The following is a 23,094-nucleotide window of genomic DNA, read 5'->3' on the forward strand; positions in this document are numbered from 1 at the left end:
TAAGGATGAGAGGACAAGGTGTGAAGTGTTTTCAGCTTAGTGTGATGGTTATTTTTACCACAATGTTCCCTTGGTTTGTATCAGCAGAACATACGGAACATGTCGTTGTCACTCGCGATGATATCAACCACCCTCGTCCGATCATTGCGCTTGTTTTAGCGGGTGGCGGTGCGAAAGGCGCGGCCCATATGGGAGTGCTTAAGGCGCTCGAAGAGATGAAAATACCGGTCGATATTGTGCTTGGTACCAGCATGGGAGCCTATGTCGCGGGGCTTTATGCGACGGGCATGGATGCGGAAGAAATTGAAAGTGTCATTTATAGCGTTAACTGGCAATCGGGTTATCGTGATCGGGTCAGTCGTAGCCAGCGTCGAGTGCGTGATAAAGAGTACGAAGACCGTTATCAATTAACCACCGATTTGGGTTTTGGTTGGGATGGAGTTCGTGCTCCGCGCGGCGTGGTACAAGGGCAAAGTATGCTGCGTATTTTGCGTAAAACCTCAGGTAACCTTGCTAAGTTAGACTCGTTTGATGATTTGGTGATCCCGTATCGTGCGGTAGCGACCGATATTATTGAAATGCAACCCGTAGTATTAGATAAAGGCTACTTAGTCGATGCGATGATGGCCAGTATGTCAGTGCCTGGTGCCTTGCCGCCTTATGATATTGACGGCCGTTGGTTAGTCGATGGCGGGGTAACCAATAATATGCCGGTCGATATTGCCAAGCAAATGGGGGCTGATGTAGTGATTGCGGTCGATATAAGCTCCGATTATAAACAGCAAGACTCATTCAGCAGCTTTTTAAGTGCCGCCAATCAGTTGTCCAATTACCTTGTGCGCCGCACGACTGAGCGTCAAGTCTCTCATCTCAGTGAGCAGGATATCTTACTCAGACCAAATGTTGGGCTGATGGAAACCACCGATTTTTATAAAATGCCCGATGCTTTTATTGAAGGCTATCAGACCGCGCTAGAGCATCAGCCGCAATTACAAGTGCTTGCTTTGAGTAGTGCTCAATATCAAAACTATATTGATGGCAAAGCGGAGCGCCGGCGACAGTTGCACTATGGCGATATGCTAACGGTCGACGATATCGCGATTCGTAACCACTCTCATTATAGTGACTTACTGTTAAAAAATAGGTTGAACCTAGCGCAAAATACGACGTTAAGTACCGAAGAGATAGAAGCCAGCGTTGATCGACTCTATGCCTTAGACCGATTTAAATTGGTTCGTTACCAATATGAACAAGTTGAGCAAGAAAATCATTTGCTGATCGATGTCTACGAAAAAGGCTGGGGTCCTAATTATTTAAATTTTCGCTTTTTTTTAGAAGATGATTTTAGTACCACCAGTCAATATTCGTTAGGCGCGTCTTTGAATTTTACCGATTTGGGTTCACATGGTGCCGAATTAGCGTTGAATATGGACTTAGGGACGGATAAGCAACTAGAAGCCGAGCTCTATTCACCGCTGTTCTCCAGTCAAAAGACCTTTGCGTCGTTTACTGCGCGTTATCGGGATGATAATCGCCAAATTCCGTTCGATGATTTATTTGAAAATACCGGACTGTCCGCGACACGCAATTATATTCCCATCACTTACCGGACCTTGACTGGAGAGGCGGCGCTTGGCTATCAACAAACCTTATGGCGTCAGTTAAGAGTAGGCGCGCGTTATGTTGATGGACAAGTACAGCCATCAACGGTGCCAGATTATGGCAATGGCACGTTTACTCGCCAAGGCGTATTTATCAACTATCGAATTGATTCACTGGATAATTTTAGTTTACCCCGTGAAGGTAACTACATCGATCTTGAATATTTTATTTCGCATGATGATGTCAATGATTTAGTCGAACAAGCCAATAGCAGTTCTGATACGGTATACGATATTTCCGCTAAGTTGATGTCGGCAAAAAGTGTTGGGCGGCACACGTTAGTCGCTAATTTAGATTATGGAGAAGTGAGGAGTAAAAACTCCATTACTCCGGTCGAACCTAAAACCATCGGTGGTTTTTTAAATTTATCGGGTATTCCGCGTAAAAGCTTATTGGGACAGAACAAAATATTCACCAGTTTAGTCTATCGCTACCGTTGGTTTGATAATGATTTTGGTTTATTTAATGCGCCATTTTATTTAGGGGCGTCAATTGAGTATGGCGGCGTATGGTCGGATCCTGATTTGAAAATTGATACGGCGCCTAAGTATGTTGCCGGTTCGATTTTTGCGGGTATCGACTCGCCGATTGGCCCAGTGATGTTCGGTTATGGACGAACCGAGCAAAATTACGATTCATTTTATCTTATTATTGGCACGACATTTTAAGTGCAGCTTGGTAGCGAGTAAGTTTCATCTTAACTTGCTATGTTGGTCAACATGATGAGATTTTAATTTATCGTTAATTTTGCTATTCTATTGTCCACAGTTTGGCCTCTAGGGCGCGGTTTCTCAATCATATTTGAATGAAAACATCAGCAATGGAGAGCCAAGTTTCCAAGGATGTTCACTCACCTTTTAATAACAACTGGGGTGAACCGCAATGAGAGGAAAAAGTCGTGCTTGAAGCCTACCGTAAACACGTCGCAGAGCGTGCCGCTGAAGGAGTGGTCCCTAAACCTTTAGACGCTGAACAAGTTTCTGGACTTGTTGAATTATTGAAAAATCCCCCACAGGGTGAAGAAGACTTCATCCTTGATCTACTTGAAAATCGTATTCCTCCTGGTGTTGATGAAGCCGCTTATGTTAAAGCTGGTTTCTTAACAGCGATCACTAAAGGTGAGGTTTCGTCTCCTCTCGTTAGTCGGGAAAAAGCCGCGCAACTGCTTGGCACCATGCAAGGTGGTTATAATATTGAACCTCTGGTTTCTTTATTAGACGATACCACGCTTGCCCCGATTGCGGTTAAGGCGCTATCACACACGCTATTAATGTTTGATGCTTTTTATGACGTTGAAGAAAAAGCGCAAAAAGGCAATACCTTTGCTCAGCAAGTGATGCAAGCTTGGGCGGATGCCGATTGGTTCTTATCTAAACCCGCTTTAGCAGAAAAGATCACCTTAACGGTCTTTAAAGTCACGGGTGAAACCAACACTGATGATTTATCCCCCGCGCCAGATGCGTGGTCTCGTCCTGATATTCCTGTTCATGCGTTAGCGATGCTGAAAAATGAGCGCGAAGGTATTCATCCGGATCAACCTGGCAGTATCGGACCAATTGGCCAGATCGAAGCTCTCAAACAAAAAGGCCATCAACTGGTCTATGTGGGCGATGTTGTCGGGACAGGCTCTTCTCGTAAGTCGGCGACTAACTCCGTACTTTGGTTTATGGGTGATGACATTCCTTTTGTTCCCAATAAACGTGCTGGCGGTTATGTCCTAGGCGGTAAAATTGCACCTATTTTCTTAAATACGATGGAAGATGCAGGGGCTTTACCGATAGAAGTGGATGTCTCCAAACTGCATATGGGTGACGTGATTGACGTGTATCCGTATGAAGGCAAAGTCTGCAATCATCAAACGGGTGAAGTACTCGCTACGTTTAAATTAAAAACGGACGTTTTGATTGATGAAGTACGTGCTGGTGGCCGTATTCCATTGATTATCGGCCGAGGATTAACCGATAAAGCACGTGAATCACTGGGGTTAGAGCCGTCAACGGTGTTTCGTCGTCCAGTGCCTGTGGCTGAAAGCAAAAAAGGTTTCACTCTGGCACAAAAAATGGTCGGCAAAGCGTGTGGCGTAAAAGGGGTACGACCTGGAACGTATTGCGAACCGAGAATGACGACGGTTGGCTCGCAAGATACTACTGGACCGATGACTCGTGATGAGCTGAAAGATTTGGCTTGTTTGGGCTTTTCTGCCGATTTAGTGATGCAGTCTTTTTGTCACACTTCCGCTTACCCGAAACCGGTCGATGTTAATACGCACCATACCCTGCCTGATTTTATTATGAATCGTGGCGGCGTTTCATTGCGTCCGGGAGATGGTGTTATTCACTCTTGGTTGAACCGTATGCTACTGCCAGATACGGTCGGAACGGGGGGAGACTCTCATACTCGTTTCCCATTGGGTATTTCTTTCCCTGCTGGCTCAGGTTTAGTGGCGTTTGCGGCGGCAACGGGTGTCATGCCATTGGATATGCCAGAATCGATTTTGGTTCGTTTTAAAGGTCAGATGCAGCCTGGGATCACTTTACGTGATCTGGTTCATGCCATCCCTTATTTCGGTATCAAGCAAGGTCTGCTCACGGTAGAGAAAACCGGTAAAATCAACGAGTTTTCAGGTCGGGTGTTAGAAATTGAAGGGGTTGAACATTTAACCGTTGAGCAAGCTTTCGAACTGTCTGATGCTTCTGCTGAGCGCTCTGCTGCCGGTTGTACGGTCAAGCTATCGCAAGCGTCGATTGCCGAGTACCTGAATTCAAACATCACCATGCTTAAGTGGATGATTGCTGAAGGGTATGGCGATCGCCGGACGATTGAGCGCCGCATTAAAGCGATGGAAGAGTGGTTAGCGAATCCAGAGCTGATGGAAGCCGATAAAGATGCAGAATATGCTCATGTGATAGAGATTGATTTAGCCGATATCAAAGAGCCGATTCTATGTGCGCCTAACGATCCTGATGATGCTCGTTTATTGTCTGATTGTGCAGGAACTAAAATCGACGAAGTCTTCATTGGTTCTTGTATGACCAATATTGGCCACTTCAGAGCGGCAGGTAAACTGCTAGAAAAATACAATGGTCAGCTCGATACTCGTTTATGGATAGCGCCACCGACTAAGATGGATCGCGACCAATTAACCGAAGAGGGCTACTACGGCATCTTTGGCCGTGCTGGGGTACGGATTGAAACTCCGGGATGCTCTTTGTGTATGGGTAACCAAGCGCGAGTGGCTGATAAATCAACCGTCATGTCGACGTCAACGCGTAACTTCCCGAACCGTTTGGGAACTGGAGCGAATGTGTACCTGGCTTCAGCGGAGCTATCAGCGGTTGGGGCGATATTGGGCCGTATTCCGACCATGACCGAGTATTTGGATTACGCGAAGCAGATTGATGCCACGGCAGCCGATACCTATCGCTATTTGAACTTCCATCTGATGCCTCATTACACCAAGAAGGCAGATACAGTGATTGTTCAGCAAGCCGTATAATAGATATACCCAAACGCTAAATCTTATCGTTTAGCCGTCTTTTGACCAATCAAGAGCCACCGTACCGGTGGCTCTTTTTTATTGCTGCTGGAGACTAAACCTAGTTTTTGCTTTCTTGGTAGCCGATTTTTCCGTTGTTTTCATCGTTCTGTATGTAAATAATGTAAATTGAATAAAAATGAGACTGGTTATCATGTAGCTTTCTGGGAGTTTTATTCGTTAATAGACCAGCCATGTTTTATAAGCACCGTACTTTTCAGCTTTGGGCTCGCCGTTTACACATTTATGTCTCTATGGCGGTATTAGGGCTAATGCTGTTTTTTGCTGTCACAGGGATAACCCTTAATCGGCCGGAGCTATTTGTAGCCAGTCAGGCGAAGACATCCGAATGGCGAGTCACTATTCCTCAGCATTTATTGTTTGTTGAAAGCAAAGTTGCGATTAATGAACCGGAATTACGCCAATTTCTTGCTCAGCATACGCCGATCCGTGGCCAGATGTCGCGACTCGATATCTATCTAGATTCAGACAATGGTGTCTTACAAGAAGGTGAAGCGAGTGCGAGCTTTACCGCTCCCGGCTACAGTGCCGCGTTGTTTATCGATTTGGTCTCTAGAGAAGCGGAGCTCGATATCAGTGATTATGGCTGGGTAGCTAAATTCAATGATCTCCATAAAGGGCGTCATAGTGGTGAGTGGTGGAAATGGGTGATTGACGTTTCATCTCTGTTGATGCTGGTGTTTATCTTATCAGGCCTTGCCCTATTACTGCCAAAGAAAAGCACACTGCGTTATGCCATACGTTGGTGCAGCTTTGGCACTTTGATCACGTTTGTTATTTATTGGCTGGCAGTGCCGTAAAGCTTGTCTATGCGCCCAGCTATTTTAGGTTGGTTATGATTACTATTTTTGTGGACGACAGAGCATGAAGAAACAGCGAGGACGGGTTTACGCTTGGTTATTGGGACTCAGTGTACTGAGCGTTAATGTATTCGCCGCGCCTTTGGGTAAGCTGGATATTGAGTTTGAACTGCCAAAGCTGGACGTTGGAATGTACGCCAGACCTTATGTTGCGATTTGGATAGAAGACGCTCAAGGTCAGCCAGTGCGTACGGTTGCCTTATGGCAGAAAGAAGATACTTGGCTTAAAGATATTCGTCGCTGGTGGCGACAAGTGGGTCGTTACGATCGGGCATTGATCGATGCGGTGACATCCGCGACTCGTCCGGCGGGACAATACCGTTTGCAATGGGATGGTTTAGATGACCAAGGTCAGCCATTAGCGCAAGGGGACTACCTGTTTTATGCCGAAGTAGTCCGTGAACACGGTGGCCGAGACGTAGTACGACAAGCAATGACGTTGCATGCTCAGCCTGAGCAGTATCAACTCGATGCTACTTATGAAACGGGCGTGATCAGGCTACGTTATCAACCTTAATAATCGCCATTTAATCCAAGGATAGTCGTTAATAGTATGACGGCTCTTCAACTAAGAGCACTACATAGGAATGAATAAATGATGTTGTATCGCGTATTTTCTACGGCTTTATTAGCGCTTGCGGCCTTAGCGTCAGCGGCTGCGGTCGCCCATCCTCGTTGGGTATTACCGAGTGAGTTTACGGTCTCTTCACAAGAGGGTGATTGGATCACCACTGACGCCAGCGCGTCACACGGAACTTTTGTCTTCGATAAGCCGTTAGGATTGGATTCTGGCGTAGTGATCACGCCAAGTGGTCAGCGCGAGCGCTTTGCTTTCGTGGCTAAGCATAAGCGTAAGTCGAGCTTCGATTTCTTTTTCTCAGAGCCAGGAACCCATAAAATCAGCCTTACCGGTCAGCCATTTTATATGACCACCTACACCATTGGTGCTCGTCAAACGCCACGACGTATTGCTGCCAATGCCGCAGAGCGTGATGCGGTGTTGCCTGAAGGGGCACAGAATGTGCAAAGTGTTTTGGTGTTTAACCGTACTGAAGCTTATGTGACGGTGAATCAACCGTCTAGACAAGTTTTTGAATTAGAAAAGAAATTCTTAGAATTGGTTCCTGTGACTCATCCAGCAGACATTATTGAAGGTGAAGCGGCCGTTTTGCAGTTTTTCTTTAATGGACAACCCCAAGCTGGTGTAGAAGCAGAAATTCGTCAAGATGGTACTTTGTACCGTAATCAACAAGAAGCGGTGATTTTGACTAGCGATAAGGATGGCAAAATTCAATTCACGCCACATCAAGCGGGTCGCTATTTACTAATTGCCGGTTTTAGCGGCCCTTTAGATGATAATCCACTTGCTGAACAAGCGCGTTCTTCCATCCATTTAACTTTTGAAGCGGTTTTAAAATAAGAGGTATGCAATGAAGTGGCAACAGTGGCTTGTGTTAACGAGTGGTTTATTGAGTGGCTTGAGTTGGGCTCATTTTCCAGTCATGGAGTGCCAAAAACAGGCTGATCACATCTTGTGCCAAGCGGGATACAGCGACAGTAGTCCGGCGATCAATGAAACGGTACGTATGTTTGATTATGACGATGTACTGATTGAAATTGGAAAAACCGATCAACGTTCTGAGGTGACGTTTACTATCCCAAACGGTGACTATTACATTGTGTTTGATCCCGGCCATGAAGCGCCTGTTGAGATTGATGGCGTTGAACTTTAACTCTCACTCTCACTCGTCAACGCCGTCGACGGTGCGCGTTCAGGTCAAGGCGGATAAGGGCAGTCAAGAGACATGGTGGGTGCTAGGCAGCATGCTGTTGATCCTACTGGTCTCGGCACTGTTGTTGCGTGGTATGCAGGTGGATAATACGCCTCAGACCTCGCCGCTCTCTTTTGAGCTGCATGCTACGGATCTTAATGAAAAACAAAAAAGTCTGTTGATTGAACTGAGTCTTGCTGAGCAAGAGCTGCGTTTCTTTCACCATCTAGAGCATCAGTGGCCTTCGGTGCAATGGCTGGCAGAAGAGGGTATTGCGCCTTTTGTGCGTGATAGTAGCTGGCATTATTTGGGTGAACATCAATGGCAGCAGGTTGCTCAAGGCTATTTAGGATTGGCGCAAGACCCTAGTCAAGTTGGACATGTATTGATCTGGTATCCAGAAGGCCCTGATGCTGACGCGCAAGTCTGGTTTTTTACTCAGCCGATTGTGGGAGAGTTATCAGACTGGTTAGCACTTACTGATTCATCATGGATTCAAGCTGGGTGGAAGCGTTGGCCGCTGTCTGCCTCACTATCGCATTAATAAGAGAAAAATCGTTATGTTATCAAGCCAGATTAGAGCCGTCTTTCATAGAACGCTGTTAACGATCTCCTTACTGTTTGCCAGTCACGCGGTTGCGGGAGCTGATAAATTGACTATCGGTATCACGCTACACCCTTACTACAGTTATGTTGCCACGATTGTCCAAGATAGAGCGACCATTTTGCCACTGGTTGATGCAGGCTTTAATCCACACAATTATCAACCGCAACCGGGGGATTTACTGCGTTTACAGCAGATGGATGTTTTGGTGGTCAATGGCATCGGTCATGATGATTATGCGATGAAAGTACTTGCTGCCGCTCAGCGTTCCGATCTTCAGGTTATTTATGCTAATCAACAGGTGCCATTACTCGCAGCAATGGGCGCGAGTGTTGGCGATGGTGCCAAAAATCCCCATACTTTTGTGGGTATCGCAACCTCGATTCAAAAGGTCTATACCATTGCTCAGGCTTTAGCTCAGCTTGACCCGGATAATGGTCAATTTTATCTCGCCAATGCGCGGCAATTTGCGCGCCAGATGCGTCAAATGAAGCAAGCGGCGATGCAACAATTGATCGATGCCAATGTTCAAGCTTTAAAAGTGGCAACCACTCATAACGCCTATAACTATTTACTGCAAGAATTTGGGATTGAAGTCAGTGCGGTGATTGAACCTGCCCACGGGGTTGAGCCGAGTGCCAGCCAGCTACAAGATACGATCAATAAAATTCGCCAGTCTGGAATTAATGTCCTGTTTTATGAACTAGAAATGCCGAATCGCTTTGTCGATACCATTGAGCGCGAAACTGGCGTCAAGTTATACCGGTTTTCACACATGACTCATGGCCCTTTTACGGCCGATAAAGTGATCAAAGAGATGCAAGACAACACACAAACGTTAGTGCAAGCCATTCATTATGCTAATCAGATGAGCGAGCAAGCTCAATGATGCTGGGACCGGCAATTCATCTTAGCCAACTGAGTTTAGGTTACGCCAATCAACAGGTTTTAATGCCGTTTGATCATGCGTTTGCCGCTGGCCAATGCCATATCATTATGGGGCCAAATGGCGGAGGAAAAACCTCTTTACTGCGTTCAATTATGGGCTTAACCCCTTTTCAGGGCAGTATTGCTCTTGAGTGGCCGCTGGGCGCTAAGCAGCAAATGGGGTATGTGCCTCAAAAAGCCTTATTTGAATCAAGTTTACCGATCAGTGTGATGGATTTTATGCTGCTCAATATCAGCCGGTTACCGCTGTTTTTACAAGCGCTGTCACCTTACAAGCGAACGAATCGCGAGCGGGTTTTGAACAGTCTACAGCGGGTTGGTATGGCGAGTCGTGCTCATTTACGTCTGGGTCAATTATCAGGCGGTGAATTGCAACGGGTGATGTTTGCTCAGGCGCTACTCGATAAGCCAGAGCTGCTGATTTTGGATGAACCGACAACCGGGATGGATGAGCAAGGCGTACAGTACTTAGAGCAACTGATTGCGGATTTAGTGGCCGAAGGTGTGACGGTATTAGCGGTACACCATGATATTGGCGCGGTACGGCGCATCTTGCAAACTACACCTGGCCAAGTCCATGTCATCAATCGTCAATTGGTCGCCTCGGGACCGGTCGCACAAGTCTTGCACCCTGATAATATTGAGCGACTTTTTGAGCACTACAGTCAGCATGGGCATTTGGCGTCCAAACAAGAGCGAGCGGCTTAATGGAAACATTACAACAATGGCTGATCACCGGGGTTGAACGTGGTTGGTTAGCAGAAAGCTTTGCCTACGCTTTTATGCTCAATGCGTTAATTGCTGCGGTAATTTTAGGCCCTTTGCTTGGTGGGTTGGGGACTTTAGTGATAGCGAAACGCTTGGCATTTTTCTCCGAAGCGGTGGGCCATGCAGCGATTACGGGAATTGCTATCGGTATTTTATTAGGTGAAAGTCCCGAATCGCCGATGATTGGTTTGTTCAGCTTCTGCTTAATTTTTGCCTTACTGCTGCATTATGTGCGCAATCGCACCCAAGTACCTTACGATACTTTAGTGGGAGTATTTCTCTCCGCGGCCTTGGCATTGGGCGCAGCGCTACTGATGTACGTAGCGCGTAAAATCAATATTCATTTATTAGAAAACGTGTTGTTTGGATCGATTTTAACCGTCACTCGGCAAGATATTATGTTGCTGGTTCTGGTGTGTAGCTTGATCATGTTAGTACTGCTGCTCAGTTATAACCGTATCTTACTGGCTTGTTTAAGCCCAGATATCGCGAAAGTCCGCGGCTATCTGGTCAACGGTTATGACTATCTATTTGTCATCATGATAACCCTAGTGACGATAGTTTCGGTCAAAGTCATTGGCGCAATTTTAGTTGGTGCATTGCTGTTGATTCCTGGGGCGACGGCGCGTCTATTAACTCGTAATAATGCCAGCTTTGTGATGTTATCGGCTTGCTTAGCGACCTTAGCTTGCATTGGTGGAACCATTTTACCGGTTGTTTATCAATGGCCTTTACCTTCTGGGGCGGCGATTATTTTACTCTCAACCCTGTTTTTCATCAGCGCCACTTTATGGCGAGTATTAAGACCGAATGGATAACGTTATGTACCCTCACTGCCGAACCATCATGACTAAATTGTGGTTGCTATTGTGTAGTTCATTGCTGCTGGTGTCTCTATCAGCACAAGCTCAAGACCGAGTATTAACCTCTTTGCCGGTTACTTATTGGTTAACCAAGCAGCTGGTTGATCAGACGCCAATAGAGGTTGTCTATCTGCCATCGCCTCGTTTTAGTTTACAGCGTCACCAAAGCTGGTTTGATAGCGAGCAGCAAAAAGTGGCCAAGTACGCCAGAGAAGCGACAGCAGTCGTGACTATCCGCTCCATTTGGCCGCAAGACCCGATTTATCCTCAGGTGCGTCAATACAATATTCATCTGGTGCCCATTGATGCTGCGCAAGCCTTAACGCCAAGAGCGCCAGCGGTTTCATCATTACGAGATGGACAAGGACAGATCTCGCCGTATGTGTGGCTCAATCCACTCAATTTAACCACCATGCTGAATAATATTAGTCTCGATTTACAGCAAATATTCAGCTCGCAACAAGCGGCTATTCAAGCGAATCAGCAGCGCGTGGCGCGTGAACTACAGCAGCAGCTTTTTGCCAATCAAGCTCGATTGTTTAATCATGAGGTCGAAAGTGTGGTGTTGTTGGATGAAGCACTGCTCGATTTTGCTGCGGGCTACAGTTTATCAATCCAAGGGCAGCAATTTAAGCCGGAGCTGGAGTGGAATACGCAAGATCAACAACAGTTAAAACAATGGTTGCAAACGTCATCCGATGTTTGGGTATTGACGACTCGTCCGCCAAGCCCTGCGTTAAAGGCCTTATTGGGAGAGTTTTCACGCTATATTGTGATTGATCCGTTAAGCCGTTTAGGGCAAGGATTTGATGTTGAACATCCCTGGCAGCGCTGGCAAATTGATTTAGATTAACTCGTATGAAGGCTATCGGCTGTTGTGCTTGTATTTGAGTTAATAATAAATAGAATAATAACAATTCCTATTTGTTATTATTAAGCTCATGCCGACTATTCTAATTGCTGATGATGATCCGATGATGTGCCAACTGCTCGAATCTGTATTGGTGAATGAGGGCTATCAAGTCATCTGTGCCCATGATGGCGAGCAAGCGTTAACTCAGCTTGCCAGCCATCCCTTTGATCTGGTGTTACTCGATGTGATGATGCCTAAACTCAATGGATTGCAGGCGGCACGGCGCATCTGCCAGCGTTTTTCGACCCCGATTGTCATGATCAGTGCTTTTGCGGACGAAGCGGCAAAAATTGATGGCTATGAAGCCGGAGCGGATCACTATTTAACCAAACCGTTCAGTATTCCGAAATTACTCACTTTGATCAAAGCGACACTACGTCGAGTTGCATTAGAGAAACAGCGTCATACCCATCATTTTGCACTGAATTTTTCAGGGCAACTGTCAGCGCATATGGATACCTTGCGTCGGCTGCCGTTTACCCAAACCGAACTCGATTTAGTGACTTATCTGGCGGCTCATCCGCAGCAAGTGATCTCCAAATCTGAGCTACAGCATCAAGTGTTAAAACGAGAGTTGTGTCCGTTTGATCGTAATTTAGATATGCATATCAGTAATATACGTCGTAAGCTATCGCAAGCTGGATGGCCAAAATCCACCATTCGTACCGCGCGAGGCGTGGGATATCAATTTGCCAGTGCCCATGTTCAATAAAAGACAATGGTGTCTTTTTTCTGGGAACCATATTTGCCAGCGATTGGTGGTGCGTCTTTTTGCCAGTTTAGCGCTCAGTGTGTTGTTGATTTTGCTCTCTTTTACTGCCGTAGAGATGGTGCTCTATGAGCGTTTTTTAACCCTGCCTAATAAAGTCCAACGAGAATTACAACAGTTAAGTGCCAGCGCCAATCAACAGCGCCAGCTCGGTGCAGAGGCGCTAGCGCAATGGGAAATATCTCAGCCTTATTTATTGTACGTAATAGACAGTACTAATCATGTCGTCAGTGGACGAGATATTCACCCTCATGTGCAGATGAAAATGCGTAACGCTCGTCAGCTCACCGAGCCGATGGGAACTCGAGTCTCGAAACCGATGATCATTGTGCCGATGAGCGAGGGATATTCGCTGATGGTTCAGTTACCATGGCAGCAACATCCTGCATCGCGAGCGGGCTATTATCTTTGGTCAACGAATCTGTTGCTCAGCCTATTAATTTTAACCTTGATCTCATGGGTATTAAGTCGTCAATTGCAAAGGCCATTGGGACGTTTACAGTGTGCTAGTCGTGCGGTGGCTCAGGGGATCACAGAAACGCGTGTTTCACAGTCGATAGGCCATAGCCCGTGGGAGTTTCAACAACTGGCGGCTGATTTCGATAACATGGCCGAGCAGATCCAAGGATTGATTGAAGAGCAGCGAAAATTGGTTCGCACTCTATCCCATGAGTTAAAAACACCGCTGACTCGGCAAGCCTTAGCTCTGCATTTAGCCAGCCATACTGATGTTGCCCAAGAGCGCACTCAATGGTTAGTGCGCGCTGAACAAGAAGCTCAGTTGATGGATTCAATGATTGAGAAAATCCTTGAGCTTAGTCGGTTGCGCAGTCTTCATTGTGATGTGGTATTACAACCGTTGGATGTGCAGGCGTATTTAAGTCAGCAAACCGAGCAGTTTCGTCCACATTTACAACCCACTCAGCAACTGCGATTTGTGCCGAGTGGACAAGATGAATGGATACGGGGCGATCGAGTGTTACTCGGCAGTATATTGGATAACTTATTGACTAATGCGACTAAGTACGCGGGTGAGCAGTGTTGCATTACAGTTATGACGAAAAAGCAGGATCGGCAAGTCAAAATCATCGTGATGGATGATGGTCCTGGGGTGGAGAGTGAGCAATTAGAGGCGATTTTTCGTCCTTTTTATCAAACGATGTCGACACTATCTTCTCGTCATGGTTATGGATTAGGTTTGTCGATTGTTCAGCAATCGGTTGAGAAAATGCATGGCCATGTCAGTGCTGAAAATAATCACGGCTTAGTCGTTACGCTGAGCTTTCCTATCTACCTTCCCTCTGAGTTAAGCCACCGTCACGATTAACGATTTACTTTATTTCTCAGAACATTATCCAATTGAGAGGGGGCAATATCATTTTCGATTAGGATGTTGAGAAAAGTTCCCTTTATCAGTGTAAAGAATGTAAAGTAAATACAATTGATAATTATTATTAGTTAGATTCCTTCCAGTGATAGTTCAAGCCCATTTATTTCCAACCCACGTGAAGCTGTCGTTATACGGCAATCATGGTGAGTGCCTCCATCGTTATCGCTGTTGAGCGCCTCCTTGGACCAAACAATGGGCATTATGCAATAAAGATAAAGGAATAGAACCATGTTGTTAACTCGTAAAACGAGCTTAGCGGTGGCGATTGCCTCGCTGTGTCATTTGCCTGTGTTGGCCCAAGTGGAAAGTAAAGCGGATGAAGTAATGGTCGTCACCGCTTCTGGTTTTGAAAAGAAATTGACTCATGCTCCCGCTACCATCAGTGTGATCTCGCGGGCTGATCTGGAAATGAAGCGTTTTGCTAATCTTGCTGAAGCGCTACAAGATCAAGAAGGGATTGATGTTTTTGGTAATACTGGAAAAACCGGTGGTTTGAACATCAGTATCCGTGGTATGCCGTCTGAATATACGCTGATTTTGATTGATGGTCGCAGACAAAATGTCGCGGGAAATATCACGCCAAATGGCTTTGGTGAGATGTCTGGTGGGGTTATGCCGCCGGTTAATGCTATTGAGCGAATTGAAATTGTCCGTGGCCCGATGTCAACGCTCTACGGCTCAGATGCGATGGGCGGGGTTATCAATATCATCACCCGTAAAGTAACCGACACTTGGAATACATCGATCACCCAAGATTATACTTGGCAGCAAGAGCGTGAATTTGGTGATACTCATAAAACCAGTTTGCATACCAGTGGTCCGCTGATCGCGGATACGCTAGGTCTAGCCGTTCGCGGTAGTTTTTATAAACGTAATGAATCCAATCTGACTGCGCAGGGAGCAGATGGTCGCGAGCTAGACGCCCGTGGGCAAAGCAAAGTCGATAATGAAAACTATACCTTTGGTACTCGTTTTGATTACATTGCGATAGACGATCATAACTTATGGTTCGATATGGACTTATCGCGTCAGAATTACGATAACGGTACTCCAGAAAATCGTAAACTGAGCAACAATGATACTGCAACCAATTGGCGCGGTTATGCTGACGAGTTACGCTATGAAAACCGTCAGTTTGCACTCGGTCATACTTCTCAAGTAGATTTAGGGGTATGGGAATCGAGTGTCATGTATAACGTTTCTGAGACCATTGGTCGCACCATTCCGGGGAATCCAAATCGTCCGAGTGGTATCCCAGGTAAGAATGTCAAAGATAAGCGCGAATTAGAAACCACCAATATTGTGTTGGATACCAAACTCAATACGACCATCGGTGATGATCATTACCTGACTGTGGGAGCACAATATTGGAATGCTTCTATGATAGATGGGATGTCTAGTGAAGATTTTGAACAAACTACATGGTCATTGTTTGCCGAAGATGAATGGTTAATCACAGATGCTTTAAGCCTGACTTTAGGTGGACGTTACGATCATCATGATGCTTTTGGTAGCCACTTTAGTCCTCGTGCCTATGCGGTGTACAGCCTTAGCCCAACCATGACAGTCAAAGGTGGTGTGAGCACCGGTTATAAAGCGCCACCAGTTAATGATTTGCACTCTGGAATTAATGGGATTACCGGGCAAGGGACACAAATTACCATCGGTTCTCCGGATCTAAAACCAGAGACCACTCGCACTACCGAGATTGGTTTTTACTACAATGGTGAGCAAGGCATTACTACCAATGTCACGTTATTCCATAACCAGTTTGATGATAAGATCTCAACGGGTACGCCATTATACAACTGTTTCTCATCGAGCAATCCGAACCGTCCTGGCTGCGTGAGTTATGGTGATAACTGGACTCAAGATACTTTTAGCCAACAAACTAACGTTGATGAAGCTTACAGTCGTGGTGTGGAATTTGCTTTTGCGATGCCATTACTCGACACGGTGAATTTCTCGATGAACTACACCTTTACTGAAACGGAAATTAAGGAAAAAGGCAAGGTTGCTGGCGAGCTGAGTGATACACCAAAACACAAAGCCAGTGCGAAAGTGAACTGGGCTGCGACTGAGCAAGCCAATGTTTGGTTAGCAGTGAATTATCGTGGCGAGAGCCGTCGCTTTAATGGTTTAGTGGAAGATCTCACTGCCGCTAATAAAGCGATGTACGATGCAGTAGGTGATATTAAAGCGTATACCCTGTTTGATCTGGGTGGCGCTTATCGGATCAATAAAAACTTCAGTGTCAATGCGACAATATATAATTTATTTAACCAAGATTTTCGTAAGTTCACTGCTTATGAGTATGACGGTGATACCTACTACGCAAGTCAATACAGTAATCTTCAACAATCGACCAAAGGTGCGATTTTAGAAGGACGCCGCTTATGGATTTCGGCTAACTACACTTTCTAAGTCTCGTGTTGAGTGACAAGTCGTGAATAGACAATGCCAGCGATCTGACGATCACTGGCATTTTTATTAATCAGTATGATGTCATGCTGCTTGGTGTAATCTTAATCGTCATTGGCTAAAGACGATTAAGATTGATCCGCGCGAGACAAACGCAATACTGCCGCCACATTACGTGCAGTGAGCTCGATATTTTGTGCTGCTTTAGAAAAAGCGGTCGCTAAATCAACACAGCTTGGTACCACACTGAACACCGCATCCATCCCATGTTGATGCACCACGCCGCAATCGGCAGACAAGCTTCCCGCAATGCCGATCACCGGCACTGAAAAACGTTTGGCGGTTCGCGCTACCCCGATGGGCGTTTTGCCATAAATAGTCTGGCTATCAATGCGCCCTTCGCCAGTAATCACTAAATCGGCATCTTTGACCATGTCACTCAGATTAACTGCTTCCATAACAATCTCAATGCCAGGACGCAGGCTTGTCCCAAGCAAACCAATCAGCGCTGCTCCTAAGCCTCCCGCCGCGCCTGCGCCAGGGATATCTTTGACATCGATTGCCAGTTGCGTTTTGATGATCTGTGCGTAATGGGCAAGATTGGCATCAAGCTGCGCAACCATCTCCGGCGTTGCGCCTTTTTGTGGGCCAAATATCTGCGTTGCCCCTTGTTTACCGCATAAAGGATTATTCACATCGCAAGCCACTTGTAGCGCGATCTTGGCTAAGCGTGGGTCGATAGCAGAGGTATCAATGCGAGCCAGCTTAGCCAATTCTTCACCACCAAAGCCTAGCTCATCGCCTTGTGCATCGAGCATTTTAACCCCTAATGCTTGCGCCATGCCTAAACCGCCATCGTTAGTCGCGCTGCCACCAATCCCTATGATGATCCGTTCCACTCCGTGATCGAGCGCAGATTTGATCAACTCACCTGTGCCATAGCTGGTGGTTTTCATTGGGTTGCGCAGCTCTGGCGCGACAAGGTGCAAACCAGATGCGGCTGCCATTTCTATCACGGCGGTTTTACCATCGCCCATTAATCCGTAGAAACCCTCAATCTGTTCACCTAAAGGGGCGGTGACTGTAGCCATAAAAATGGATCCACCGGTCGCGTCAATTAGGGATTGAACCGTGCCTTCTCCACCATCGGCCATGGGTAATTTTAGGTATTGGGCGTTAGGGAATACTTGTTTAAATCCATTTTCAATCGCGGTAGCCACTTCCATCGCGGTTAGGCTTTCTTTGTATGAATCAGGAGCAATGACAATTTTCATTATTACACCTTATGGGGCTGAGGCCGTTAATTAGAGTAAACCATCGCTGAGCAAGGAGACAGTTGAGTTTCTTTAGTGTCGATAATCATTGATAATAACAAGATTCTATTTATCCCCAAGCATCAATGGCAGAGAACCTGATGGACTACGAATTTAAAAAAAATACCCTCGATGGCAGTTATTACTGCGCATTTTCAATGGGCCATGAAATCATTGGTCGCTGGTTGCAAGAAGAGATCAGCCATGACCGTCAAAAAGTCGATCAAGTGTTACAAGCCATTCATCAAGCCCAGCAAGCGCCGAACCAAGAGCAAGTATTAGAAGGGCGTGAAATTAGCTTGATGATCCTAGCCGATGAAGTGACTGTGCAAGCCAATGTGTTGTCTCATGAGGATGAGTTAGACGTCGAGAGTGACTTTGATTTTTATGATTGTGAAAGCACAGCGAGCTGTGGTTTGGATGATTTTATCTTGATGATTGATCAGTGGTGTGAATTTATTCGCTATCGGCCGACTTCGCTCGGTTAGGTCGAGGCTGACAATACATTGCACAACATCAGTGAAACGTGAAGCGGTTGCTTCAATAGTGGGAATTTACGCACCTTTATGGTGCGTTTTGCATATTTTAATCGCTAATTTTAAGTAAATAATCTTTATAAACAATACGTTAAAAAGTTGGCACGTACCTTGGATTGTATGAGTAGGAAATGGATGACTGCGATTGAGAGGATACGATGAAACTGATTAACGCGATAATTAAACCTTTTAAGCTCGATGATGTACGTGAGGCTTTAGCGGATGTTGGCATTGAAGGGATGACGGTGACTGAAGTTAAAGGTTTTGGACGCCAAAAAGGGCACACTGAGTTGTACCGCGGTGCTGAATACCAAGTGGATTTTTTACCCAAGGTGAAATTAGAAATTGCCACTCAAGCTGATAATGTTGATCGCGTTCTTGAGGCGATCATTAAAGCGGCGCACACCGGGAAAATCGGTGATGGCAAGATTTTTGTTTATGACTTAAGCCACGCGGTTCGCATTCGTACTGGCGAAACCGACAGTGAAGCGCTTTAACATTCAATGGATTGGAGAATATGACTATGGAATTGTCACTGACAGTAACTGAGCTGCGCTATGCACTGGATACGTTCTTTTTATTAATTTCTGGCGCATTAGTGATGTGGATGGCGGCTGGATTTGCCATGTTAGAAGCGGGTTTAGTTCGCTCTAAGAACACCACCGAAATTTTAACCAAAAACTTTGTTTTATACGCGATAGCTTGTACCACTTTTTTGATCGTCGGCTATCACATTATGTATGTTGATAATGTTGAAGGTGGTTTATTTCCTTCACTGGGTGGTTTAATTGGTAGCCAAGAAGAAGGTGCTGATTTTGCTTTGCAAGCGGATTTCTTTTTCCAAGTGGTGTTTGTGGCTACCGCGATGTCAGTGGTCTCTGGCGCCGTGGCTGAGCGAATGAAGCTGTGGGCATTTTTGATTTTTGCACTAGTATTGACCGCATTTATCTACCCGGTTTCAGGTTACTGGACATGGGGCGGCGGCTTTTTGGATGCGGCAGGATACAGTGATTTTGCTGGTTCAGGAATTGTGCATATGGCGGGAGCCTCTGCGGCTTTAGCGGGTGTGCTCTTGCTCGGTGCTCGTAAAGGTAAATATGGTAAAAATGGCCAAATCTTCCCGATCCCTGGTTCAAACATGCCGTTAGCAACATTAGGTACTTTTATTCTATGGTTTGGTTGGTTTGGCTTCAACGGTGGCTCACAATTAATGATCTCCGATTTTGAGAATGCCACCTCAGTAGCGCAAGTGTTCTTAAACACTAATGCGGCAGCGGCAGCGGGAGCGATTGCAGCGCTACTGGTATGCAAAACTACTTGGGGTAAAGCCGATCTGACGATGATCCTTAATGGTGCATTAGCGGGTTTAGTGGCGATCACCGCCGATCCTCTGTCACCATCGCCTCTCTATTCGGTGGCGATTGGCGCAGTGGCTGGAGTGATTGTGGTATTCAGTATTGTCGGTTTGGATAAACTCAAAATTGATGATCCAGTCGGTGCCATCTCAGTACACGGTGTGTGTGGTTTGTTTGGTTTGCTGGTGGTGCCTTTAAGTAACCCTGAGGCGACATTAACGGCTCAGTTATTCGGTGCTGCGGTGATTTTTGCTTGGGTGTTTACGGCTAGCTTAGCGGTGTGGGCGATTCTCAAAGCGACGATTGGTATTCGAGTCACTGAAGAAGAAGAAATGCAAGGCATGGACATTCATGACTGCGGCGTTGATGCTTACCCTGAATTTGTCACTCTAAAATAGCGATATTGAATCGTTGATCATCCCCTTACTGAAGGCTCAGTAAGGGGATTTTTTATGCCAGTAAACGGCAAGCGTAAGCGATGTTGGTAATCGCGACCGTTTGACCCACGGCAAATTCAGCGTGACGGTTAGTGATAACTGATAAATTCAGTTCATCGAGTTGTAGGGTATAAAAGTAATCATGGCCACGAAATTCACGGCTGATCACCGTCGCTTGTGTCTGCTGCTCGTTTAGCTGGCTGCTCAGTTGAATATCTTCTGGTCGAATAGAGAGAGTAACACTGGGTTCAGACAATCCGGGAAGCGTGATATTGCCTAAGCGAGTCTGTACCTGATCGCCATCAACTTGACCGGTGATTAAATTAGTATGACCTAAGAATTGAGCAACAAACGCATTGATCGGTTGCTGATAGACCTGTTGTGGCGTACCGATTTGCACCAATTTACCTTGTTGCATCACGCCAATTTTATCGGCGAAGCACAGTGCTTCCGCTTGATCATGAGTCACTAAAATCACCGTTGTTCCTGAGCGCTTAAATAATTGACGCATTTCATTACGCGTGGCTTCACGCAGTGCCGCATCAAGGTTACTAAACGGTTCATCAAGCAGCACTAAGTCGGGCTCAGCGGCTAAGGTACGAGCAAGCGCTACACGTTGTTGCTGTCCACCGGATAACTCGTTGGGATAACGATGACATAAATGGCTTAGTCCCATTAACTCTAACCAAGGGATCGCTTTTTCTGCACGTTGATTTTTGGGCGTCGTACGCATGGCAAACATAATGTTTTGTTCCACCGTCATGTGCGGAAACAGCGCATAATCTTGAAAGACGATGCCGATATTACGTTCTTGAGCGGGTCGTTGAGTGACCTCTTGGCCATGAAGGGCAATCTGCCCTGAGTTAGGTTGCTCAAATCCAGCCAGCATGCGTAATGTAGTGGTTTTTCCGCAGCCGCTGGGACCTAATAAAGCCAAAATTTCACCGGCTTGCAGTTGAAAAGAGACATCGCTGACTGCAGGTTGATCGCTATCGGTAAACCATTTACTTAATTGCTGCGCTTGAATTTGGTATTGGCAATGAGGCGATTTTTCAGTCGCTAAGGTATCTTGCATAGCGTCAATAACAAGGTTGTATGAACTCATTGGGTCCCTTTGATCTTTTCACGATTTAAGATTAAACCGATCGATAAACTAGAAAATAAAACAATCGCCGTCGCAAAGGGGGCGGCCTCTGCCATCAATCCTTCCGAAGTTCGTGAAAACACAGTCACCGCTAAGGTGTGATACCCCGTAGGAGCGAGTAAGAAAGTGATCGGCAGTTCTTTCATGCAGAATAGAAACACCAAAGCGATGGACGCTAAAATACCGCGTCTTAAGCGAGGCAGAACCACATAAAAAAAACTAGCGCTTGAACTGTAACCTAAGGACTGCGCCGCTTCTTCGGTATTTTGACGGGTTTGGATGAGCGCGCTGCGAATAGGGCCCATCGCTAAGGCAAGAGTGGCTAGACTCCAAGTCAGGATCAGCAATGCTAAGGTCTGGTATAAGAAAAATGCACTATGCAGAGCAAAAAACACCATGGCTAAAGCCAGCGTTAAAGGAGGCAGTGCATAACCAATGTAAGCACTGCGTTCCATGGTGCGTGTTAATGGCGATGGATAGCGAGTCACTAAATAACACAGTGGCAGCGCCATCAAAGCCGCCAATAACGCGGCGGGTGCGGCGGCAAAGGCAGAGCGTGCAAAAGTGAAAGGGACTTGCATGAGCAAACTGATATCCGGTGGTATGACGATCATCCAGTAACCGAGCATGGTTAAAGGCAAACCGATGGAGGCGGAAAACACAACAGTGACATAGAACCAGGCTGCAGGAGTCCAAGCCCCTAAGGCGAACGGTTTTGCATGACGAGTAACACCACTACCGACACTGGAGAGGCGTTTCCGTTTTAACAATGAGTATTCAATTAATAAAAAACTGCCCGCTAGAGCCAGTAACATCAGTGATAGCCAAGCGGCGTAAATCCGATCAAATGCCCCTGAATACTGATTAAAAATCGCAAAACTAAACGCTTCATAGCGCATTAAGGCTACGGCGCCAAAATCGCCGAGCACATAAAGAGCCACCACCATGTAGCCAGCGAGGAGCGCTGGTAATAAATGTGGCAGCATCACAAAACGAAAGGTGGCGAATCGAGAATAACCAAGGCTGTAGGCGCTCTCTTCTAAGCTACTGTCTAGACCTAAGAGTGCGGCGCGTAGATTCAAAAAAATATATGGGTAGGTATAAAGCGCCAGCGCCCACACCGCCCCCCAATAGCCGGAGATATTGCTGATTCGAATATCAAATAGGTGAGCTAATGCGCCCATATTGCCGCCGATACCGAGTAGAGCATAAGCCATCACGTAACCGGGTATCGCAAGGGGAACAATCGCGAGAATGGTTAACAGCTGTTTTCCTGCTATCGAGGTACGGGTAACTAACCAAGCCATGGGCAGTGCTAAAAAGGTACAAACGGCTAACACGCCAAAGGTCAGAGATAATGTATTGAGCAAAAGTTGCCAATTGCGTGCTCGAAACACCAATTCAATCAGCTGATCATAATCAGCTTGTGATGCACGCAGAACCAAGTAAAACAGCGGAATGATCATCAATAGCGAGATAACACCAGCACTGAGCAGTAAATAAAACGGAGGACGTTGACGAATCGCTCGTATAGAAAAGTCTGGTTGTGATGAAACACTCATAGGAGTTACTACCTGTATTCAGTGTCCTTGGTGGAGTTTGCTAATTATTACTATCTCTTGATTGAGCGTGATAACGCTGAGACGGAGATAGTCTGATCAAGGCCAAATTATAGAGCCAAGTTGCATACTATAAATTACGATTAAATAGCAAAGCCAATGCTTGCGCACTGGCTTTGTGGTCGAGATATTACCATTAAGGGTAATGAATAAGGTACGAAATT

At 46.1% G+C, this 23,094-nt stretch carries 20 protein-coding genes; 17 read left to right on the top strand and 3 right to left on the bottom strand.

Annotated features, from left to right (window positions below):
- Positions 1 to 20 precede the first annotated feature (20 nt).
- The 14 genes from FKN88_RS13800 to FKN88_RS13865 all read left to right on the top strand — a co-directional run bounded on the left by FKN88_RS13800 (position 21) and on the right by FKN88_RS13865 (position 16,529).
- A complete protein-coding gene (locus tag FKN88_RS13800; RefSeq protein ID WP_373567183.1) occupies positions 21 to 2,330 on the top strand; it encodes a patatin-like phospholipase family protein in 2,310 nt (769 codons plus the stop codon).
- Positions 2,331 to 2,560: 230 nt separating this feature from the next.
- Positions 2,561 to 5,158, top strand: a complete 2,598-nt coding sequence (acnB, locus tag FKN88_RS13805) for a bifunctional aconitate hydratase 2/2-methylisocitrate dehydratase (RefSeq protein WP_306687553.1) — start codon at positions 2,561 to 2,563, stop codon at positions 5,156 to 5,158.
- Positions 5,159 to 5,391: 233 nt separating this feature from the next.
- Complete coding sequence (locus FKN88_RS13810; RefSeq protein ID WP_154170188.1) at positions 5,392 to 6,018, top strand: PepSY-associated TM helix domain-containing protein; 627 nt, start codon at positions 5,392 to 5,394, stop codon at positions 6,016 to 6,018.
- A 64-nt stretch (positions 6,019 to 6,082) separates the two neighbouring features.
- A complete protein-coding gene (locus FKN88_RS13815) occupies positions 6,083 to 6,595 on the top strand; it encodes a DUF2271 domain-containing protein (RefSeq protein ID WP_154170190.1) in 513 nt (170 codons plus the stop codon).
- Positions 6,596 to 6,673: 78 nt separating this feature from the next.
- Positions 6,674 to 7,498, top strand: coding sequence for a DUF4198 domain-containing protein (locus FKN88_RS13820; protein WP_154170192.1), 825 nt, complete (start codon positions 6,674 to 6,676; stop codon positions 7,496 to 7,498).
- 10 nt (positions 7,499 to 7,508) lie between these two features.
- Positions 7,509 to 7,811: a hypothetical protein gene (locus FKN88_RS13825; RefSeq protein WP_040903804.1), complete on the top strand. Its 303-nt coding sequence runs from the start codon at positions 7,509 to 7,511 to the stop codon at positions 7,809 to 7,811.
- Positions 7,795 to 8,394, top strand: a complete 600-nt coding sequence (locus tag FKN88_RS13830; protein ID WP_154170194.1) for a DUF6162 family protein — start codon at positions 7,795 to 7,797, stop codon at positions 8,392 to 8,394. The genes FKN88_RS13825 and FKN88_RS13830 overlap by 17 nt, the downstream gene beginning before the upstream one ends.
- A 16-nt stretch (positions 8,395 to 8,410) precedes the next feature.
- Complete coding sequence (locus tag FKN88_RS13835; RefSeq protein WP_238925733.1) at positions 8,411 to 9,343, top strand: metal ABC transporter solute-binding protein, Zn/Mn family; 933 nt, start codon at positions 8,411 to 8,413, stop codon at positions 9,341 to 9,343.
- Complete coding sequence (locus FKN88_RS13840; RefSeq protein ID WP_154170739.1) at positions 9,343 to 10,110, top strand: metal ABC transporter ATP-binding protein; 768 nt, start codon at positions 9,343 to 9,345, stop codon at positions 10,108 to 10,110. The genes FKN88_RS13835 and FKN88_RS13840 overlap by 1 nt, the downstream gene beginning before the upstream one ends.
- On the top strand, positions 10,110 to 10,988 hold the full coding sequence (locus tag FKN88_RS13845; protein WP_004394220.1) for a metal ABC transporter permease: 879 nt from the start codon (positions 10,110 to 10,112) through the stop codon (positions 10,986 to 10,988). The genes FKN88_RS13840 and FKN88_RS13845 overlap by 1 nt, the downstream gene beginning before the upstream one ends.
- 4 nt (positions 10,989 to 10,992) lie before the next feature.
- Positions 10,993 to 11,886: a metal ABC transporter solute-binding protein, Zn/Mn family gene (locus FKN88_RS13850; protein ID WP_154170196.1), complete on the top strand. Its 894-nt coding sequence runs from the start codon at positions 10,993 to 10,995 to the stop codon at positions 11,884 to 11,886.
- A gap of 88 nt (positions 11,887 to 11,974) precedes the next feature.
- The gene (locus FKN88_RS13855) at positions 11,975 to 12,658 is read left to right on the top strand and encodes a response regulator transcription factor (protein ID WP_154170198.1); all 684 of its coding nucleotides are present in this window, start codon (positions 11,975 to 11,977) and stop codon (positions 12,656 to 12,658) included.
- Positions 12,648 to 14,042: a sensor histidine kinase gene (locus FKN88_RS13860; protein WP_170906290.1), complete on the top strand. Its 1,395-nt coding sequence runs from the start codon at positions 12,648 to 12,650 to the stop codon at positions 14,040 to 14,042. Before FKN88_RS13855 ends, FKN88_RS13860 begins: the two co-directional genes overlap by 11 nt.
- A 291-nt stretch (positions 14,043 to 14,333) precedes the next feature.
- Positions 14,334 to 16,529 carry a TonB-dependent receptor domain-containing protein gene (locus tag FKN88_RS13865; RefSeq protein ID WP_170906289.1) on the top strand — a complete coding sequence of 732 codons (2,196 nt, stop codon included), beginning with the start codon at positions 14,334 to 14,336 and terminating at the stop codon, positions 16,527 to 16,529.
- A gap of 125 nt (positions 16,530 to 16,654) precedes the next feature.
- On the opposite strand, the gene FKN88_RS13870 is transcribed toward FKN88_RS13865, so the two are convergent.
- Positions 16,655 to 17,800 (bottom strand): glycerate kinase, encoded by a 1,146-nt coding sequence (locus FKN88_RS13870; RefSeq protein ID WP_154170204.1) that lies wholly within the window; start codon positions 17,798 to 17,800, stop codon positions 16,655 to 16,657.
- 140 nt (positions 17,801 to 17,940) lie between these two features.
- On the opposite strand from FKN88_RS13870, the gene FKN88_RS13875 reads away from it, so the two are divergent.
- From FKN88_RS13875 to FKN88_RS13885, 3 genes are all read left to right on the top strand, one after another.
- Positions 17,941 to 18,327 carry a YacL family protein gene (locus tag FKN88_RS13875; protein ID WP_154170206.1) on the top strand — a complete coding sequence of 129 codons (387 nt, stop codon included), beginning with the start codon at positions 17,941 to 17,943 and terminating at the stop codon, positions 18,325 to 18,327.
- A 206-nt stretch (positions 18,328 to 18,533) separates the two neighbouring features.
- A complete protein-coding gene (gene glnK / locus FKN88_RS13880; RefSeq protein ID WP_004394213.1) occupies positions 18,534 to 18,872 on the top strand; it encodes a P-II family nitrogen regulator in 339 nt (112 codons plus the stop codon).
- A 26-nt stretch (positions 18,873 to 18,898) separates the two neighbouring features.
- Positions 18,899 to 20,128, top strand: a complete 1,230-nt coding sequence (locus FKN88_RS13885; protein WP_306687554.1) for an ammonium transporter — start codon at positions 18,899 to 18,901, stop codon at positions 20,126 to 20,128.
- Between the two features lie 52 nt (positions 20,129 to 20,180).
- Here the strand turns inward: FKN88_RS13885 and FKN88_RS13890 are convergent, their stop codons facing one another.
- Both FKN88_RS13890 and FKN88_RS13895 read right to left on the bottom strand, forming a co-directional pair.
- Positions 20,181 to 21,272, bottom strand: coding sequence for an ABC transporter ATP-binding protein (locus FKN88_RS13890; RefSeq protein WP_154170210.1), 1,092 nt, complete (start codon positions 21,270 to 21,272; stop codon positions 20,181 to 20,183).
- Positions 21,269 to 22,873, bottom strand: coding sequence for an iron ABC transporter permease (locus tag FKN88_RS13895; RefSeq protein WP_158138862.1), 1,605 nt, complete (start codon positions 22,871 to 22,873; stop codon positions 21,269 to 21,271). The genes FKN88_RS13890 and FKN88_RS13895 overlap by 4 nt, the downstream gene beginning before the upstream one ends.
- Between the last annotated feature and the right edge of the window lie 221 nt (positions 22,874 to 23,094).

Source organism: Vibrio sp. 2017_1457_13 (assembly GCF_030851525.1).
GTDB lineage: Bacteria > Pseudomonadota > Gammaproteobacteria > Enterobacterales > Vibrionaceae > Vibrio > Vibrio metschnikovii.

What these genes read in the sequence shown, in the direction of transcription:
- FKN88_RS13825 (WP_040903804.1), top strand. Translation starts at nt 7,509, where the DNA reads ATGAAGTGGCAACAGTGGCTTGTGTTAACGAGTGGTTTATTGAGTGGC.
- glnK (WP_004394213.1), top strand. Translation starts at nt 18,534, where the DNA reads ATGAAACTGATTAACGCGATAATTAAACCTTTTAAGCTCGATGATGTA.
- FKN88_RS13820 (WP_154170192.1), top strand. Translation starts at nt 6,674, where the DNA reads ATGATGTTGTATCGCGTATTTTCTACGGCTTTATTAGCGCTTGCGGCC.
- FKN88_RS13885 (WP_306687554.1), top strand. Translation starts at nt 18,899, where the DNA reads ATGGAATTGTCACTGACAGTAACTGAGCTGCGCTATGCACTGGATACG.
- FKN88_RS13890 (WP_154170210.1), bottom strand. Translation starts at nt 21,272, where the DNA reads ATGAGTTCATACAACCTTGTTATTGACGCTATGCAAGATACCTTAGCG.
- FKN88_RS13810 (WP_154170188.1), top strand. Translation starts at nt 5,392, where the DNA reads ATGTTTTATAAGCACCGTACTTTTCAGCTTTGGGCTCGCCGTTTACAC.
- FKN88_RS13850 (WP_154170196.1), top strand. Translation starts at nt 10,993, where the DNA reads ATGTACCCTCACTGCCGAACCATCATGACTAAATTGTGGTTGCTATTG.
- FKN88_RS13845 (WP_004394220.1), top strand. Translation starts at nt 10,110, where the DNA reads ATGGAAACATTACAACAATGGCTGATCACCGGGGTTGAACGTGGTTGG.
- FKN88_RS13865 (WP_170906289.1), top strand. Translation starts at nt 14,334, where the DNA reads ATGTTGTTAACTCGTAAAACGAGCTTAGCGGTGGCGATTGCCTCGCTG.
- FKN88_RS13830 (WP_154170194.1), top strand. Translation starts at nt 7,795, where the DNA reads ATGGCGTTGAACTTTAACTCTCACTCTCACTCGTCAACGCCGTCGACG.
- FKN88_RS13815 (WP_154170190.1), top strand. Translation starts at nt 6,083, where the DNA reads ATGAAGAAACAGCGAGGACGGGTTTACGCTTGGTTATTGGGACTCAGT.
- FKN88_RS13855 (WP_154170198.1), top strand. Translation starts at nt 11,975, where the DNA reads ATGCCGACTATTCTAATTGCTGATGATGATCCGATGATGTGCCAACTG.
- FKN88_RS13875 (WP_154170206.1), top strand. Translation starts at nt 17,941, where the DNA reads ATGGACTACGAATTTAAAAAAAATACCCTCGATGGCAGTTATTACTGC.
- FKN88_RS13860 (WP_170906290.1), top strand. Translation starts at nt 12,648, where the DNA reads ATGTTCAATAAAAGACAATGGTGTCTTTTTTCTGGGAACCATATTTGC.
- FKN88_RS13835 (WP_238925733.1), top strand. Translation starts at nt 8,411, where the DNA reads ATGTTATCAAGCCAGATTAGAGCCGTCTTTCATAGAACGCTGTTAACG.
- FKN88_RS13895 (WP_158138862.1), bottom strand. Translation starts at nt 22,873, where the DNA reads ATGAGTGTTTCATCACAACCAGACTTTTCTATACGAGCGATTCGTCAA.
- FKN88_RS13840 (WP_154170739.1), top strand. Translation starts at nt 9,343, where the DNA reads ATGCTGGGACCGGCAATTCATCTTAGCCAACTGAGTTTAGGTTACGCC.
- FKN88_RS13870 (WP_154170204.1), bottom strand. Translation starts at nt 17,800, where the DNA reads ATGAAAATTGTCATTGCTCCTGATTCATACAAAGAAAGCCTAACCGCG.